Annotated in this window: 13 protein-coding genes, 1 tRNA gene, 1 rRNA gene and 1 pseudogene; 11 read left to right on the top strand and 5 right to left on the bottom strand. The window is 68.3% G+C overall.

What is annotated here, in order from left to right; all coding sequences use genetic code 11:
* The first annotated feature begins 66 nt into the window (after positions 1 to 66).
* The 4 genes and pseudogenes from rrf (at position 67) to K8940_RS16970 (ending at position 1,104) form a co-directional block, all read left to right on the top strand.
* Positions 67 to 181, top strand: a 5S ribosomal RNA gene (gene rrf / locus K8940_RS16985).
* A 59-nt stretch (positions 182 to 240) separates the two neighbouring features.
* A tRNA-Met gene (locus tag K8940_RS16980) sits at positions 241 to 317 on the top strand.
* Positions 318 to 564: 247 nt separating this feature from the next.
* Positions 565 to 768: pseudogene (locus tag K8940_RS16975) on the top strand (cold-shock protein); the annotation flags it as partial.
* A gap of 141 nt (positions 769 to 909) precedes the next feature.
* Complete coding sequence (locus K8940_RS16970) at positions 910 to 1,104, top strand: cold-shock protein (protein WP_035017693.1); 195 nt, start codon at positions 910 to 912, stop codon at positions 1,102 to 1,104.
* Positions 1,105 to 1,362: 258 nt separating this feature from the next.
* On the opposite strand, the gene K8940_RS16965 is transcribed toward K8940_RS16970, so the two are convergent.
* Positions 1,363 to 3,648, bottom strand: coding sequence for an NADP-dependent malic enzyme (locus tag K8940_RS16965; RefSeq protein WP_223391254.1), 2,286 nt, complete (start codon positions 3,646 to 3,648; stop codon positions 1,363 to 1,365).
* A 327-nt stretch (positions 3,649 to 3,975) separates the two neighbouring features.
* On the opposite strand from K8940_RS16965, the gene uraH reads away from it, so the two are divergent.
* Genes uraH through guaD form a run of 5 tightly spaced genes read left to right on the top strand, consistent with a single transcriptional unit; the run spans position 3,976 to position 10,400 of the window.
* Positions 3,976 to 4,323, top strand: a complete 348-nt coding sequence (gene uraH, locus K8940_RS16960; protein ID WP_223391253.1) for a hydroxyisourate hydrolase — start codon at positions 3,976 to 3,978, stop codon at positions 4,321 to 4,323.
* Positions 4,323 to 5,780 carry a xanthine dehydrogenase small subunit gene (xdhA, locus tag K8940_RS16955; protein ID WP_223391252.1) on the top strand — a complete coding sequence of 486 codons (1,458 nt, stop codon included), beginning with the start codon at positions 4,323 to 4,325 and terminating at the stop codon, positions 5,778 to 5,780. The genes uraH and xdhA overlap by 1 nt, the downstream gene beginning before the upstream one ends.
* Positions 5,773 to 8,118 carry a xanthine dehydrogenase molybdopterin binding subunit gene (gene xdhB / locus K8940_RS16950; protein ID WP_223391251.1) on the top strand — a complete coding sequence of 782 codons (2,346 nt, stop codon included), beginning with the start codon at positions 5,773 to 5,775 and terminating at the stop codon, positions 8,116 to 8,118. Before xdhA ends, xdhB begins: the two co-directional genes overlap by 8 nt.
* The gene (gene xdhC, locus K8940_RS16945; RefSeq protein ID WP_223391250.1) at positions 8,111 to 9,124 is read left to right on the top strand and encodes a xanthine dehydrogenase accessory protein XdhC; all 1,014 of its coding nucleotides are present in this window, start codon (positions 8,111 to 8,113) and stop codon (positions 9,122 to 9,124) included. The genes xdhB and xdhC overlap by 8 nt, the downstream gene beginning before the upstream one ends.
* The gene (guaD, locus tag K8940_RS16940) at positions 9,111 to 10,400 is read left to right on the top strand and encodes a guanine deaminase (protein ID WP_223391249.1); all 1,290 of its coding nucleotides are present in this window, start codon (positions 9,111 to 9,113) and stop codon (positions 10,398 to 10,400) included. Before xdhC ends, guaD begins: the two co-directional genes overlap by 14 nt.
* 27 nt (positions 10,401 to 10,427) lie before the next feature.
* On the opposite strand, the gene K8940_RS16935 is transcribed toward guaD, so the two are convergent.
* Genes K8940_RS16935 through K8940_RS16920 form a run of 4 tightly spaced genes read right to left on the bottom strand, consistent with a single transcriptional unit; the run spans position 10,428 to position 13,445 of the window.
* Positions 10,428 to 11,411 (bottom strand): nucleoside hydrolase, encoded by a 984-nt coding sequence (locus K8940_RS16935; RefSeq protein WP_223391248.1) that lies wholly within the window; start codon positions 11,409 to 11,411, stop codon positions 10,428 to 10,430.
* A gap of 11 nt (positions 11,412 to 11,422) precedes the next feature.
* The gene (gene hpxZ / locus K8940_RS16930) at positions 11,423 to 11,839 is read right to left on the bottom strand and encodes an oxalurate catabolism protein HpxZ (protein ID WP_223391247.1); all 417 of its coding nucleotides are present in this window, start codon (positions 11,837 to 11,839) and stop codon (positions 11,423 to 11,425) included.
* Positions 11,836 to 13,230, bottom strand: a complete 1,395-nt coding sequence (locus tag K8940_RS16925; protein ID WP_223391246.1) for an AtzE family amidohydrolase — start codon at positions 13,228 to 13,230, stop codon at positions 11,836 to 11,838. Before K8940_RS16925 ends, hpxZ begins: the two co-directional genes overlap by 4 nt.
* Positions 13,227 to 13,445, bottom strand: a complete 219-nt coding sequence (locus K8940_RS16920; RefSeq protein WP_223391245.1) for a hypothetical protein — start codon at positions 13,443 to 13,445, stop codon at positions 13,227 to 13,229. Before K8940_RS16920 ends, K8940_RS16925 begins: the two co-directional genes overlap by 4 nt.
* Before the next feature lie 221 nt (positions 13,446 to 13,666).
* Here K8940_RS16920 and K8940_RS16915 point away from each other — a divergent pair, with 221 nt between their 5' ends.
* The gene (locus K8940_RS16915) at positions 13,667 to 14,617 is read left to right on the top strand and encodes an acetamidase/formamidase family protein (protein ID WP_223391244.1); all 951 of its coding nucleotides are present in this window, start codon (positions 13,667 to 13,669) and stop codon (positions 14,615 to 14,617) included.
* A 122-nt stretch (positions 14,618 to 14,739) separates the two neighbouring features.
* Positions 14,740 to 15,924: a calcium-binding protein gene (locus tag K8940_RS16910; protein ID WP_223391243.1), complete on the top strand. Its 1,185-nt coding sequence runs from the start codon at positions 14,740 to 14,742 to the stop codon at positions 15,922 to 15,924.
* The last annotated feature ends 79 nt before the right edge of the window (positions 15,925 to 16,003 follow it).

Genomic DNA, 16,003 nt, shown 5'->3' with positions numbered 1-16,003 from the left:
CAGACACTGATGTCTTCTTCACAATCTTCGCTCTCGCAAGAGAGCGACTGATATCCTTTTCGCTGACCTGGTGGCTTTGCCGGGGGTTCCCCACCCGATCCCATTCCGAACTCGGTCGTTAAGTCCCCCTGGGCCAATGGTACTTCGTCTCAAGGCGCGGGAGAGTAGGTCGCCGCCAGGTCCGCCAAAAGGATATCTCCGATTAAGTCCAAGCCCTGCCATCACAATCAAACACCCTGACGCGGGGTGGAGCAGCCCGGTAGCTCGTCAGGCTCATAACCTGAAGGTCACAGGTTCAAATCCTGTCCCCGCACCCAAGGTCCCTATGCCGAATGCCACCCCGTCCGATTGCGGCCGGGGTTTTTTGATATTCTGACGTGCAACCTATAGCGGCATTTTGGCAACGCTCTCTGCCTGAAGCGTGAAATTTTCTGGCTTTGGCCGCGTTCCCGTCGACTTTCTCCGTTCAAAGCCCATAGCGCGTGGCGCGGTTTTGCGTCATGACTTCCGTTGGAAGGACGCGGGCCGACTATCAGCCCGTCGATTGAGGTGTTTGAGGATAATATGGCGAACGGTGTCGTTAAGTGGTTCAACCCGGCCAAGGGCTTTGGCTTCATTCAGCCCGAGGACGGCGGCCAGGACGTGTTCGTCCACATCGCCGCGGTTGAACGCTCGGGCCTGGCGGGCCTGAACGAAGGTGATCAAGTCAACTACGAGCTGGAAGAAGACCGTCGCTCGGGCAAGACCTCGGCGGGTCAACTGCGCGTCACGGGCCACGGCGCCGTGCCGGCTGGCGGCGGCGGTGGCGCTCGTGGCGGCGCTCGTCCCCCGCGCAGCTTCGACGGTCCGCGCGGCGGCGGCGGTGGCGGCGGCTTCTCGTCGGGCACCGGCGAGCAAGGCACCGGCGTCGTGAAGTGGTTCAACACCACCAAGGGCTTCGGTTTCATCCAGCCCGACAACGGCGGCGGCGATGTGTTCGTGCACATCTCGGCCGTGGAACGCGCCGGTCTGCGCGGCCTGAACGAAGGCCAGCAAGTCGGTTACGAGCTTGAACAGGACCGTCGCTCGGGCAAGACCTCGGCCGGCAACCTGCGCATCCTCTAAGCTGTCCGGCGAAGGGGCCGCCCCGGAGGGACGGCCTTTTCAGAGACTTTCGGAAGGCCCCGCCGACGCTGAGGTGTCGGACGGGGTCTTTTGGCGTTTCGGGCAAGGGCTCCGAGCGATAGGCGAACCCGCGCCGACAGCGCCAATTTCACCGCTAACGCTCCCAGATTGGCGCCTCCAAGACGCCGACCGCCGCAAGAAAAAGCCCCGCCAGCGCACGCGCCGGCGGGGCTTTTCGCGATCAGGTTCGGGATCGTCTCAGCTCTCGGCGCGGGCGCGCTCCGAGGCGGCCTGGTTCACCGCGAGCGCCGTCAGGTTGACGATGCCGCGCGCCGTGACGCTGGGCACCAGGGCGTGCACGGGCTTGCTCATGCCCAGCAGCAGCGGACCGACCAGCAGGCTCTCGGTGGCGGCGCTGAGCAGGGTCAGGCCGATATTGGCCGCGTCCAGGGTCGGCATGACCAAGAGGTTGGCCGAGCCCTTCAGCGGGCTGTCGGCGACCATGCGCTCGCGCAGGTGCTGGCTGAGGGCGGCGTCGGCGTGCATCTCGCCGTCGACCTCGAGATCCGGCGCCTGCTCGCGCAGGATGGCCAGGGCCTCGCGCATCTTGCGGGCGGTTGGCGAGTTGCTGGCCCCGAACGAGGAGTGCGAGAGCAGGGCGGCCTTGGGCGTCAGGCCAAAGCGCCGGACGGCCTCGGCGGCCAGCTGGGTGCATTCGGCGATCTGCTCGGCGGTCGGGTCCACGTTCACGTGGGTGTCGCAGAAGAACAGCGTGCCGTTGTCCAGGATCAGCGACGACATGGCATAGACGCGGCTGACGTTCTCGCGACGCGGAATGATCGGCAGGACATAGGTCATGTGCTGCCACCAATCGCCGCTGCCGCCGACCAGGGCGGCCTCGACATAACCCGAGGCCAGCAGCATCGAGGCGGCTACCGTGCGGCGCCCCTCGACGCGACGCTCGGCGGCCGTCGGCGGCACGCCGCGCCGGCCGACCAGGCGCTGATAGTCGGCCACAAGCGGCGCGAACAACGCCTTGTCGGCCTGGGGATCGACGATCTCGACCTTGCCGATGTCCAGGCGCAGGCCCAACTCCTCGATCTTGGCCTTGATCACCGCGCGGCGGCCGACCAGCACCGGATGGGCCAGACCCTCGTCGACCACGGTCTGCACGGCGCGCAGCACGCGCTCGTCCTCGGCCTCGGCATAGGCGACCTTGACCGGCGCCTTGCGGGCCCGTTCGAACACCGGGCGCATCAGTTGGCCCGAACGATAGACGAAGAGCTCCAGTTCCTGGCGATAGGCGTCGAAGTCGGCGATCGGGCGGGTGGCCACGCCGCTGTCCATGGCCGCCTTGGCCACGGCCGGGGCGATCTGCAGGATCAGGCGCGGGTCGAACGGCTTGGGGATGATGTACTGCGCGCCGAACATCGGCGCGACGCCGCCATAGGCCGAAGCGACGACTTCCGAGGCCTCGGCGCGGGCCAGTTCGGCGATGGCCTCGACGGCCGCGACCTTCATCGCCTCGTTGATCTCGGACGCGCCGACGTCCAGCGCGCCGCGGAAGATGAAAGGGAAGCAGAGGACGTTGTTGACCTGGTTGGCGTAGTCGCTGCGGCCGGTGGCCATGATGGCGTCGGGCCGGGCGGCCTGGACCAGTTCGGGCAGGATCTCCGGCTCGGGATTGGCCATGGCCAGGATCAGCGGATTGGGCGCCAGCATCGGCAGCCACTCGGCCTTGAACACGCGCGGGGCAGAAAGGCCCAGGAAGATGTCGGCGCCGGCGATCACCTCGGACAGGGTGCGGGCGTCGGTCTGGCGCGCGTAGCGGGCCATGTTGTCGAGCATGTCGTCGTCGCGACCGGCGTACACGACGCCCTTGATGTCGGTCAGGGTGACGTTCTCGACGGGCAGGCCCATCGAGACCAGCAGGTCGACGCAGGCCAGGGCGGCCGCGCCGGCGCCCGAGGTGACCAGCTTGACGTCCTTCAGCTGTTTGCCTTGGACGAGCAGGGCATTGCGGACGGCGGCGGCGCAGACGATGGCGGTGCCGTGCTGGTCGTCGTGGAAGACCGGGATGTTCATCCGTTCGCGCAGGGTGCGCTCGATGATGAAGCACTCGGGGGCCTTGATGTCCTCGAGATTGATGCCGCCGAAGGTGGGTTCCAGGGCCGCGACCACCTCGATGAAGCGATCGGGATCCTCGGCGTCGACCTCGATGTCGAACACGTCGATGCCGGCGAACTTCTTGAAGAGGACGGCCTTGCCCTCCATCACCGGCTTGCTGGCCAGCGGACCGATATTGCCCAGGCCCAGGACGGCGGTCCCGTTCGAGATCACGGCCACCAGATTGCCGCGCGCGGTGTAGTCGCGGGCGGTGTCGGGATCGGCGGCGATGGCTTCACAGGGCGCGGCGACGCCGGGAGAGTAAGCCAGGCCGAGGTCGCGCTGGGTGGCCATCCGCTTGGTGGCTTCGATCGCCAGTTTCCCGGGCCGCGGGAGACGGTGGTAGTCCAGCGCCGCCTTGCGGAAATCCTCGTCCATCGGTGTTCCTCTTGAAGCCTCTGCGCGCATCGTCGCGCGGCCCGTCTCGCGCGCGGGCCGTTCAGGGGTCTAGCTAACGGGGATGGGCGGGTTTTCCAACCCTATGCGCCGCGCGAAGGGCGCGATGTCTGATAGCGGTAACATCGACGACCGGCGATATGGGCTCTCACAAGTAATAAATCTATTATATAATGCCTGTGCTTCGGGCGCCTGACGCCCCCTTGTTTAGCGCTCCTCCTTCCGGCGCGACCCGTATGGGGCAAGGCGCTGGACAAAGGCGCCCGGAGCGACCGAGATCGAAACGAACAGGCCATCAGAGGGCGGCGCATGGGCGGACTGACGACACATATCCTCGACCAGGCGGCTGGAAAGCCCGCGGCTGGCGTCGTGGTGCGGGTGTCGCGGCGCGAGGGCTCCGACGTCACGCCGATGGCGGAATTCCGCACGGACGCCGATGGGCGTGCGCGGCTTGTCGCCGGCGAGGACCTGGCGGTCGGCGCCTATCGCCTGGAGTTCGCGATCGGCGAGCACTTCAAGGCGTCCGGCCTGTCGGTCACCGAGCCGCCGTTCCTGGACGTGGTGGTCATCGACTTCGCCGTCTCGAATGTCGAGCAGCACTGGCACGTGCCGCTGCTGGTCTCGCCGTATGGCTATTCGACCTACCGGGGCAGCTGATGGGCGAGACGATCCGCTTCCTGCTCGATGGCGAGGTCCAGGAGGTCCGGGGCGCGAACCCGACGACCACCCTGCTGGAGCACCTGCGTGGCCCGATGCGCCGCACGGGGACCAAGGAGGGCTGCGCCGAGGGCGATTGCGGTTCGTGCACCGTGCTGGTGGGCGAGGGTGCCAAAACTAAAGAGGGGGGCGACGCGGTGGCTTGGCGGGCGGTCAACGCCTGCATCCAGTTCCTGCCGATGCTGCACGGCAAGGCGCTGCTGACGGTCGAGAGCCTGGCGAAGGCGGGCGCGCTGCATCCCGTCCAGCAGGCCATGGTCGACAAGCACGGCTCGCAGTGCGGCTTCTGCACGCCGGGCATCGTCATGTCGCTGTACAGCCGCGCGATCGCCGCCAAGGGCGCGAGCGCGCCGGTCGGCGAGGTGCTGGCCGGGAATCTGTGCCGTTGTACCGGCTATGGCCCGATCATTGAGGTGGCCAAGGGCGTCGAGGCCGAGGCCGCGCCGACGGTCGACCTGTCACGCGTGCGCGACGAGACGATGCTGGCGCTGAGCTTCGACGACGAAGTCCATGGCGTCACCCGCACCTGGCTGTCGCCACGCACGATGGACGAGCTGGCGCGGGCCTATCTGGCGCATCCGGATGCGACGATCGTGGCCGGGGCGACCGATGTCGGGTTGTGGGTCACCAAGCTGCGCAAGCCGCTGCCGACTCTGATCAGCGTGTCCGAGGTCGCCGAGCTGAAGGCGCTGGACGAGACCGCCGAAGGCCTGCGCATCGGCGCGGGCGTCCGTTATGTCGACGCCATCGAGGCGATGGCGAAGCTCTATCCGGATCTGGGCGCGATGATGCGGCGGCTGGGGTCCACCCAGGTGCGCAACAGCGGCACGATCGGTGGCAACATCGCCAACGGCTCGCCGATCGGCGACATGCCGCCGGCCCTGATCGCGGCGGGCGCGACCCTGGTCCTGCGCCGGGGCGACCAGCGGCGCGAGATGGCGCTGGAGGATTTCTTCCTCGACTACGGCAAGCAGGACCGCCGGCCGGGCGAGTTCGTCGAGGCGGTGTTCGCGCCGAAACTTCCCGATGGCCGGATCTTCAAGGTCTTCAAGCTGTCCAAGCGCTTCGACCAGGACATCTCGGCGGTGTGCGGGGCGTTCTCGTTGGCGGTGGAGGGCGGCGTTGTCACCGACGCCCGCATCGCGTTCGGCGGCATGGCCGGCACACCCAAGCGGGCCAAGGCCTGCGAGGCGGCGCTGGTCGGCCGACCTTGGACCGAGGCCACGGTCGAGGCGGCGATGATCGCGCTCGACAGCGACTACAAGCCGATGAGCGACATGCGCGCCTCGTCAGCCTACCGGTCGCTGACGGCGAGGAATATGCTGCGCAAGGTGTTCCTGGAGAGCCAGGACCCCAGCGCGGAAACGCGCGTCATGCCGGAGAGCGCCCATGGCTGACTCCGCGGCCACTAGCCCCGTGATCGAGGCCGCGCCGTTTCAGGGCGTGCACGCGGCCCTGCCGCATGACAGCGCTTCGCGCCACGTGGCGGGCTCGGCGGTCTATATCGATGACATGCCCGAGCCGGCCGGCCTGCTGCACCTGGCCTTCGGCATGAGCGCGAAAGCTCATGCGAAGATCACGAAAATGGATCTGTCGGCCGTGCGAACCTCGCCCGGCGTGGTGCTGGTCCTGTCGGCCGAAGACATTCCCGGCGAGAACGACGTCAGCCCGGTCATCCACGACGACAGGCTGTTCGCCGCCGGCGAGGTCTATTGCGTCGGCCAGAGCCTGTTCGTCGTGGCCGCCACCTCGATCGCCGCCGCGCGCGCCGCCGCCGCCAAGGCCGTGGTCGAATACGAGGACCTGCCGGCCGCCATAGACATCGCCGCCGCCCGCGCGATGGACCTGACCATCGAGGCCAGCCAGCGCATGGCGCGCGGCGACGCCCAGGCCGCGCTGGCGGCTTCGCCACGTCGCGTCCAGGGAAAGTTCGCGATCGGCGGCCAGGACCACTTCTATCTGGAAGGCCAGATCGCCCTGGCGACCCCGCGCGAGGACGGCGACGTCCACGTCTGGTCGTCGACCCAGCATCCCACCGAGGTGCAGCACCTGATCGCCCGCGTGCTGGGCAAGCCCGACCACTGCGTCACCGTCGAGGTGCGCCGCATGGGCGGCGGCTTCGGCGGTAAGGAGACGCAGGCCTCGCTGTTCGCCGCCGCCGCCGCCCTGGTGGCCGTGAAGACGGGCCGGCCGGCCAAGGCCCGTCCAGATCGCGACGAGGACATGGTCATGACCGGCAAGCGGCATGACTTCGAGGCCGCCTACGACGTCGGTTTCGATGACAAGGGACGGCTGACGGGGCTGTCGCTGGAGCTGGCCTCGCGCTGCGGGGCGACGACCGACCTGTCGATGGCCATTAACGACCGGGCGATGTTCCACGCCGACAACACCTATTTCCTGCCGGCGGTCGAGATCCTGTCGCATCGCTTCAAGACCCACACCGTGTCGAACACCGCCTTCCGGGGTTTTGGCGGGCCGCAGGGCATGCTGGCCATCGAACGCGTCATGGACGCCGTGGCGGCCGAGCTCGGCATCGACCCGCTGGAGGTGCGTCGCCGCAACCTCTATGGCGGCGAGGGCCGCGACCTGACGCCCTACGGCCAGGTGGTGGAAGACAATGTCGCGCCGCAGCTGATCGACGAACTGGCCGCCTCGTGCGCCTACGAGACCCGCCGGCGCGAGATCGAGGCGTTCAACAGGACCAGCCCCGTGCTGAAGAAGGGCATCGCCCTGACGCCGGTGAAGTTCGGCATCTCGTTCACGACCACCTTCCTGAACCAGGCCGGCGCCCTGATCCATCTCTATGCCGACGGCTCGATCATGCTGAACCACGGCGGCACCGAGATGGGGCAGGGGCTGCATGTGAAGGTCGCCCAGGTGGTGGCCCAGGCCTTCCAGGTCGACATGGCGCGGATCAAGGTGACCTCGACCGTCACCGACAAGGTGCCCAACACGTCGGCCACCGCCGCCTCTTCGGGCGCGGACCTGAACGGCATGGCGGCCCTGAACGCGGCCGAGACCATCAAGGGCCGCCTCGTCGAGTTCGCCGCCGGCAAGTGGGACGTCGAGCCGAACGACGTCGCCTTCACGCCAGCCGGTGTCCGCGTCGGGGCCGAAACCTTCGAGTTCGGCTGGTTCATCCGTCAGGCCTATCTGGCGCGAATCTCGCTGTCGGCGACCGGCTTCTACGCCACGCCCAAGATCCACTACGACCGCGCCACCCACACGGGCCGGCCGTTCTACTACTTCGCCTATGGCGCGGCCTGCAGCGAGGTGCTGATCGACACCCTGACCGGCGAGATGAAGGTCACCCGCGCCGACATCCTGCACGACGTCGGCAAGTCGCTGAACCCGGCCATCGACCTGGGTCAGATCGAGGGCGGCTTCGTTCAGGGCATGGGCTGGCTGACGACCGAGGAACTGGTCTACGACGCCCAAGGCCGCCTGCGGACCCATGCGCCCTCGACTTACAAGATCCCGACCTGCGGCGATCGGCCGGCGCATCTGGATGTCCGTCTGTGGAAGGCCGGCCGGAATGTCGAGGCCACGGTCCACCGGTCCAAGGCCGTGGGCGAGCCGCCGCTGATGCTGGCGATCTCGGTCTACAGCGCGATCAACCACGCCGTGGCCAGCGTCGGCGATTACAAGCTCCTGCCGAAGCTCGACGCGCCGGCGACGCCGGAGGCGATCCTGATGGCGTGCGAGGACGTGCGAGCGAGGGCGCGCCATGCGTAACTGGGCTCGCGCCGCCCTGGCCCGTCTCGACGCCCACGACGAGGCCGCCCTGGTCACGGTGCTGGCCACCGAGGGCTCGGCTCCGCGCGAGGCCGGGACCAAGATGGTCGTCTGGCGCGAGGGCCAGTCCGGCACCATCGGCGGCGGCAATCTGGAGCACCGCGCCGCCGACCAGGCGCGCCGGATGCTGGACGGCGGCCAGGCCCACTTCGCGATCCAGGACTATCCGCTGGGCCCACTGCTGGCCCAGTGCTGCGGTGGCCGCGTGCGCCTGTTCCTGGAGCGCCTGAACGACAACAGCCGCGACTGGCTGACCGAAGCCGCCAAGCGCATGGACGCGGCCCAGCCGTTCGAGGTGCGCACCCGTTTCGATCCGGGCCTGCTGACCAAGTCCGTTGCGCCGATCCTGTCCACCGAGGCCGAAGGGCCGGTCGTCTCGTTCGGTGAGGCGCCCGCCACCGCGCGCGGAGCTCGGCCCGAGCTGGGCGATGTGATGGTCGAGCGCGCCGACGCGCCGCGTCCGCCGCTGCTGCTGTTCGGCGCCGGCCATGTCGGCCAGGCGATCGCCCGGGCCTTCCAACCGCTGCCGTTTCGCCTCTCCTGGTTCGACAGCCGTCCCGAGACGGCCGAGATCCCCGGCGTCACCGTCCTGGCGCCCGCCGAGCTGGCCGCCAAGGCGATGGGCGCCAGCGCCGACGCCTACGGCCTGGTGCTGACCCACGACCACGCCCTGGACTACGCCCTGGTCTCGGCCGGCCTGGCCGGCGGTGGGTTCAGCTACTTTGGGGTGATCGGTTCGAAGACCAAGCGCGCCCGGTTCATGAGCCGGTTGCGCGACGATGGCTTCTCGGAGGCCGTGCTGACCCGTCTGACCTGTCCCATCGGCCTGCCGCATCTGAAGAGCAAGGCGCCGGAGGTGATCGCGGTTTCGGTGGCGGCCGACCTCCTGATGCGCCAGGAAGCGACGCGAGTCCGCAACGACGAGAGCCACAGTGCAAGCTTATAGGGCGTCGATCCTCCACCTTCTGGATGATCCGACCAAGAACGCGGAGGGCGCGGTCGCCTTCCACCAGGACGGCCTGCTGCTGGTCGAGGACGGCTGTGTGGTCGGCTGCGGCGACTACGCGGACCTCGCGCCGCGCCTGGACGGCGTCGAGCCTGAAGACCTGACCGGATATCTGATCACGCCCGGCTTTATCGACACCCACATCCACTTCCCGCAGGTCGACGTCATCGCCGCCCACGGCAAGCAGTTGCTGGACTGGCTGGAGCAGCACACCTTCCCGGCCGAGGCGGCCTTCGCCGATCCCGGGCATGCGGCCGAGACGGCGGCGTTCTTCCTCGACGAGCTGCTGCGCAACGGCACGACGACGGCCCTGGTGTTCGGCTCGGTGCACAAGGTCTCGGTCGACGCCCTGTTCGCCGAGGCCTTCGAACGGAACATGCGGCTGATCGCCGGCAAATCGCTGATGGACCGCAACGCGCCGGACGGGCTGACGGACACGGTGGAAAGCAGCCGCGCCGACATGGAAGCCCTGATCGCCGACTGGCACGGCAAGGGACGGCTGGGCTACGCCGTCACGCCGCGCTTCGCGATCAGCTGCAGCGACGCGCAACTGGCCATGGCCGGCGAGCTGCTGGAGAAGCATCCGGGCGTCTGGATGCAGACCCACCTCTCGGAGAACCTTCACGAGATCAAGGAAACGGCCAAGCTGTTCCCGGACGCCAGGGACTATCTGGACGTCTATGACCGCTTCGGCCTGTTGCGTCAGCGCTCGGTCTTCGCCCACTGCGTCCACCTGAAGGGCGAGGCCTTCCAGAGAATGGCGGCCAAGGGCGGGGCGGTGGCGTTCTGCCCGACGTCGAACCTCTTTTTGGGCTCGGGTCTGTTCCCGCTGGAGGAGGCTTGCTCGCACGGCGTGAAGGTGGGCATCGGCACCGACGTCGGGGCTGGCACGACCTTCTCGATCCTCCACACCCTGGGCGAGGCCTACAAGGTCGGCCAGCTGCGCGGCGACGCGCTGGACCCGTTCCACGCGCTGTACCTGGCCACCCTGGGTGGGGCGCGGGCGCTGGATCTGGACGACAAGATCGGCAACCTGGCGCCCGGCAAGGAAGCCGACTTCGTGGTCCTGGACCTGGCCGCGACGCCACTGCTGGCGCGCCGCCTGGCCGAGACGCGGAGCCTGGAGAACAAGCTCTTCGCGCTGACGGTGCTGGGCGATGACCGGGTGGTGGCCCGGACGTATCTGGCGGGCGTGGAGCGGTGGCGGAAACACTAAATCCTCCCCCAACGGGGAGGATCTTAACTACCCGTGCGCCGCCTTCATCGTCTCCGCGTAAAGCTTGAGCAGGCGATCGCCATCCACCGCCACGGTCGCCGCCTGGATCGGCTGGTCATCCCAGGCTGACGGCCCGAACAGTTCGCCCTCGGCCTTCTGGCAGGTCTGGCCCAGCGCCACACCCTCGGTCACCACGCGCACCGAACCGCGACGCACGGTGAACAGCGTCGGATCGATCACGAAGGCCACTGCAGCGGCGTCGTGGACGCAGCAGCCGACGATGCCGTCGCGGCCGCCGTAGAAGGCGGCGTAGGGCTTGGAGATTTCGTTGAGGAACCCGCCGGCGTCGCTGCCGCCGGCCGCCAGGGCTTCCATGTAGGCCGGGGACATCACCACCTGGGTGGTCACGTCCAGGCTGACGGCGGTCAGGTTCCAGGGCGCGGTGAAGACCTGGTCGGCGGCCTCCGGATCGTTCCAGATGTTGGCCTCGGCGACGGGCGTGACGTTGCCCGGCTTGCCGGCCACGCCGAACGCGCCGCCCATGATGACCACGGACTTCAGCAAGGTGGCGACTTCCGGATCCGCCTTCAGCGCCAAGGCCAGGTTGGTCAGCGGGCCGACGGCGCATAGCACCACCTCGCCCGGATACTGGCGGGCCAGATCGATGATCGCCTGGTGGGCGGGCTTGGCTTCCGGCTGGTCCGGGACGTGGCCGGTCAGCTCGACGTCGCCCAGACCGTTCTCGCCGTGCACGAAGGTTGGCGAGGGATTGCGCGGCCGGGTCAGCGGCTTGCCGGTCCCCTTGTAGATCGGCGCCGTCAGGCCAAAGCGGCGCTTCAGGTACAGGGCGTTGCGCGTCGTGGTGTCGATGTCGGAATTGCCGAAGATGGTCGTCACCGCGATCAGGTCGAGGGCGGGGCTCGCCTCGATGAACAGCAGGGCCATCGCGTCGTCGATGCCGGGATCGGTGTCGAAGATGATCTTGGTCGGGGTCGAAGTCTGGGCGTTCATTGGCGGAGGCTCTAGCGCTTTTCTTCGTTCGAGGCGAGGCGCTGGTCCCCGCCCGACTGCATCAGGGACACGTGGGCCGAGGCGACCTTCCAGCCGTCGGCGGTGCGGATCCAGGTCTGGCTCTGGCGGCCGATCTTGCCGGTGTCGTCGCGGCGGAACGCGACATTGGCGACGGCGAAGTCCGCGCCGAAGGTGGTGATCTCGGTGCGCAGCCGCGTGCGCGGCGGCGAGCCGCCGGCCCGGCCGACGCGAAAGGCGGCGATCTCGTCGAAGCTCCACAGGTTCTCGGCCACGCCCAGGCGCACCGTGTGGGCTGAGTTCCAGAACGCGCCGTCCAGGGACGCGACGTCGTTGGTCATCAGCGCCGCCTCGTAGGCGTCGACAAGGGCGGTGACCTCGGCCAGCACGGCGGGATCATTGATGATCATAGGGCGCCTTTCGGGGCATGGGCGGCCACGACGCCGTCGCGCTGCAGGCGCAAGGCCGCGGCGAAGGCCAAGTCCTCGCGCCAGGCCGGGGCGATGATCTGCACGCCGATCGGCAGCTGTCCGGGACGATTCACCGGCGCGGCCACCACCGGCAGGCCGACATAGCTGATCGGCTGGGTGAAGGCGCCCAGGTTCTTGCGCACCGAGACCGGAACCCCGTCCATGTCCATGGTCGCCTGACCGATCGGCGGGGCGGGGCAGACCGAGGCGGGGGCCAGCAGCACGTCGTAGCGCTGGAAGGCCTCCCGCACCTCGTCGCGGAAGATCGTGCGGAAGCGCTGGGCCGCCTGGTGGACGCCCTCGGGCAGCAGGGCGCCGGCCAGCAGGCGGTCGCGCACCGCCGAGTCGTAGTCCATGGCCCGCTTGGCCAGGTCGTCGTGATGCAGTTCTCCGCCCTCGAAGGCGGTCAGACAGAAGGCCGCCGCGCGGGCGGCCTGGGCGCCGGGCAGGGTGACAAGGTCGTCGGCCTTCAGCGCCGCGCCGACACGGCCCAGGGCCTCCAGCACCTCGGGGAAGGCGCCTTGCTGGAACCAGCCGCCCAGCACGCCGACGCGCAGGGGCCGCTCGGCCAGTTGCGCGAGGCGTTCGCTGAGCGGCTCGGCCTCCCGCACGCAGATCGCGTCACCCTCGGGATCGGGGCCTTGCAGGACGTCGTAGGCCAAGGCCAGGTCCTCGACCGATCGCGCGAACGGGCCGACATGGTCCAGGCTCTCGACGAACGGGAAGACGCCCTGGCGCGACAGGCGGCCGTAGGTGGGCTTGAGGCCAAAGACGCCGCACAGGCCGGCCGGGATGCGGATCGAGCCGTTGGTGTCCGAACCCAAAGTCAGCGGCACGAGACCCGCGGCCACGGCGGCCGCCGAACCGCCCGACGAGCCGCCGGCGATCCGCGTCGGGTCGTGCGGGTTGCGGACCGGTCCGTCGTGGGCGTTCTCGGTTACGAAGCCATAGGCGAACTCGTCCATGTTCAGCGCGCCCACCAGGATGGCCCCAGCGGCGGTCAGGCGCTTGACCAACGTGGCGTCGCGTGTCGGCGGAGCGGCGTCGCGACGGATCTTCGAGCCGGCAAGGGTCGGCAGACCGTCGATGTCGAACAGGTTCTTCACCGCCACCGGAGCGCCGGCCAACGGCCCGACGGGGCGGCCGGCGGCGAGGTCGGCGTCGACCGCATCGGCCGCCGCCAGGGCTCGATCGGCGGTCACGGCGGTGAAGGCGTTGATCCCGCCGTCCAGGCGGCGGATGCGCGATAGGGTGGCCTCGGTCACGGCGCGGGCGGTGACGCGGCCGGCGCTGACCTCGCCGGCGATTTCGACGACGCTGCAGAAGCTCACGGCTGGAACGTCTCCGGCGTTTCGCCGGTCGCTTCACCGAGCACGCCGACGAACAGGGCGGTCTGGGCGCGGAGCAGGGCGACGTTGTCGATCACGCCGGGCAGGATGGCGTGCGGAAGGACCAGGTCCCGTTCGGCGGCGCGGGCGGCGGTCCAGGGACCGATCTCGGCGTCCGCCAGGTCGAGAAAGGCTTTGGTCTCCGCGTCGAGCGCCATGCGGCCAGGCTCCATAAGTAAGAAAAAACTTCATACACCCGGGTTCGCCGGACGCGCCAGCCCCGCTTGGCCATGAAGCGCGAAGCGCTCAAGCCCGCGCCACTTCCACTGTTTATCGCCCGCCCAGGGAGCAGTCCCGGGCGATCGTGCGTCGCCGGCCGTGGCCGATCTTGGGCCAGGGCGGGAACGCGCGCCAGATGCACAGGTAATAGAAGGCTTACTTGATGGCGCATCACCGACTGGCTTCGGCCCCCGACACCGTCCGCTTCGGCATGTTCGACGCGGCCTTTGATCCCGTGTTGACGGTGAACCCGGGCGACAGCGTCACCTTCGAGTGTGTGTCAGGCGGCGTCGAGGTGATGCCGGCGGCCGGTTCGCCCTACGCCATTCCGCCGGCGCTGCAAGCGATCCACGACAGCAAGCCCGAGCGCATCGGGCCGCACATCCTGACCGGCCCCGTGGCCATCGCCGGCGCCGAACCGGGCGATAGGCTGGAGGTGCGGATCGAGGCGATCGAGCCGAACAACGACTGGGGCTATTGCGCCGTGCGGCCCTTGGCGGGGACGATCCCGGAAGACTTCCCCGACCGTTATGTCAGCCACATCGCCGTCGACGCGGCGCGCGACGTCTGCAAGCCCGAATGGGGTCCGGAGCTGCCTCTGGCCCCGTTCTTCGGCACCATGGGCGTTGCGCCGCCGGCCCGGTACGGCCGCCTCTCCAGCCGCGAGCCGCGCGAGCATGGCGGCAACATGGACAACAAGGAGCTGGTCGCCGGCTCGACCCTCTATCTGCCGGTCTGGGTCCCGGGCGCGAACTTCTCGGTCGGTGACGGCCACGGTCGGCAGGGTGACGGCGAGGTCTGCGTCAACGCGCTGGAAATGGGCCTGACCGGGACCTTCACCTTCGTGCTGCACAAGGCCGCGGACGCGCCCTTCACCTGGCCCCGCGCCGAGACGCCGACCCACCACATCCTGATGGGCTTCAACGAGGACCTGGACCTGGCCATGAAGCAGGCCCTGCGCCAGACGATCGACTTCATCGTCGCCCGCTCCAGCCTGACCCGCGTCCAAGCCTATCAGTTCTGCTCCCTGGCCGTGGACTTCCGGGTGACCCAGACCGTCAACGGCGAGAAGGGCGTCCATGCCCTGGTGCAAAAGGGGCTGCTGTTCTGAGTGCGATTAACTCAAGGTTGCTTTTTATGATTATCGTCTAATGCGAGAAAAATTCACTTGAGATCGATCTTAGGTTGATCGTCAATGACCTCCGCCCCGATCCAGGGGCTGGAGGTCCAAGCATGTATCTGACGGGAACCGAGGGCGACGACATCCTGGCCGGCGGCGCCGACGCCGACACCCTGGTGGGTCTGGGCGGCGACGACACCCTGCAAGGCGGCGACGGCGACGACCTGCTGATCGGCGGGGCGGGCAACAACACGCTGGATGGCGGCGCCGGCAGCGACACGGTCAGCTACGCGGACGACCATGTCGTCGTGCCCATGTTCAGCTTCCTCATGATCAACCTCGCGAGCCAGTCTGCCTCGATCATCGGACCGGTGGGGACGTTGCTGGACACCCTGGTCTCCATCGAGAACGCCGTCGGGTCTTCAGGCGCGGACTGGCTGATTGGCGGCGCCGGAAACAACCACCTCTACGGCGGCGCTGGGGGCGATGTGTTGAATGGCGGAGGCGGCGCAGACGTGTTGGAGGGCGGAGAAGGCAACGACTCCTTTGGGACGGACATTGGCGTGACAAGCCTGCAACCCGGTTCCCTGATGTTGGGCGGCGACGGTGACGACAGCTTCCGTAGCGGCAACTCCAACGACACCATGCACGGCGACGCCGGGAACGACACCTTCCAGATCCAGAACTATGCGGCAACCCGCATCGTTGATGGCGGCGAGGGCGTCGACACCGTGACGTTCACCGGCGGTCCCATCGCCTATTCGAGCGGTGTGGTCTTCGATCTGGGCGTAACGACGGCCCAAACAGTTGCGCCTGGCATGGTCGTGACGGCGTCGAACGTCGAGAACGTCACGGGCTCCAGCGCCGCCGACGTCCTGATCGGCGATGCGAACGCCAATGTCCTGAACGGCGGGGCGGGCGACGACACCCTCGTCGGCGGGCTCGGCGCAGATACCCTGACCGGCGGCGCCGGCGCGGACACCTTCGTCTTCGCGAACGGGGACGCGCCTTACTATGGCGTCGACACGATCAACGACATGACCCTGGACGACCACATCGTGTTCACCGACGGTCCGGCCGGCTCCAGCGCCAACTATGTCGAAATGCCTATGCTGGACTTCTCGGCGATCGAAGCGCTCTTCGCCGGGGACGGCGTGCGCTACGTGGCCGTTCAGATGGGGAGCAACGTGACACTCTTCACCGATCTCGGCGAGGAGGGCGCGAGCTACGACAACATCATCGTCCTGGCCGGAACCAACCTGTCGGCGATCGACGCCGGTTCGATCCTCGGGCTCTAGCGCCACCCTTCCGCAACCTCCATCGCGTCCCCACGTTGACGTTGAGTCGGCGTAGGGGCGCATCGCTTCCGCCAGACTT

Source organism: Caulobacter segnis (assembly GCF_019931575.1).
GTDB classification, from domain to species: domain Bacteria; phylum Pseudomonadota; class Alphaproteobacteria; order Caulobacterales; family Caulobacteraceae; genus Caulobacter; species Caulobacter segnis_C.
The sequence above is the reverse complement of the archived record's forward strand: the minus strand, read 5'-3'. Positions and strand labels throughout refer to the sequence as shown.

Bases quoted from the DNA above. Each gene is read 5' to 3' on its own strand.
- K8940_RS16965 (WP_223391254.1), bottom strand. From the start codon at position 3,648: ATGGACGAGGATTTCCGCAAGGCGGCGCTGGACTACCACCGTCTCCCG.
- uraH (WP_223391253.1), top strand. From the start codon at position 3,976: ATGGGCGGACTGACGACACATATCCTCGACCAGGCGGCTGGAAAGCCC.
- xdhA (WP_223391252.1), top strand. From the start codon at position 4,323: ATGGGCGAGACGATCCGCTTCCTGCTCGATGGCGAGGTCCAGGAGGTC.
- xdhB (WP_223391251.1), top strand. From the start codon at position 5,773: ATGGCTGACTCCGCGGCCACTAGCCCCGTGATCGAGGCCGCGCCGTTT.
- xdhC (WP_223391250.1), top strand. From the start codon at position 8,111: ATGCGTAACTGGGCTCGCGCCGCCCTGGCCCGTCTCGACGCCCACGAC.
- K8940_RS16935 (WP_223391248.1), bottom strand. From the start codon at position 11,411: ATGAACGCCCAGACTTCGACCCCGACCAAGATCATCTTCGACACCGAT.
- hpxZ (WP_223391247.1), bottom strand. From the start codon at position 11,839: ATGATCATCAATGATCCCGCCGTGCTGGCCGAGGTCACCGCCCTTGTC.
- K8940_RS16920 (WP_223391245.1), bottom strand. From the start codon at position 13,445: ATGGCGCTCGACGCGGAGACCAAAGCCTTTCTCGACCTGGCGGACGCC.
- K8940_RS16910 (WP_223391243.1), top strand. From the start codon at position 14,740: ATGTATCTGACGGGAACCGAGGGCGACGACATCCTGGCCGGCGGCGCC.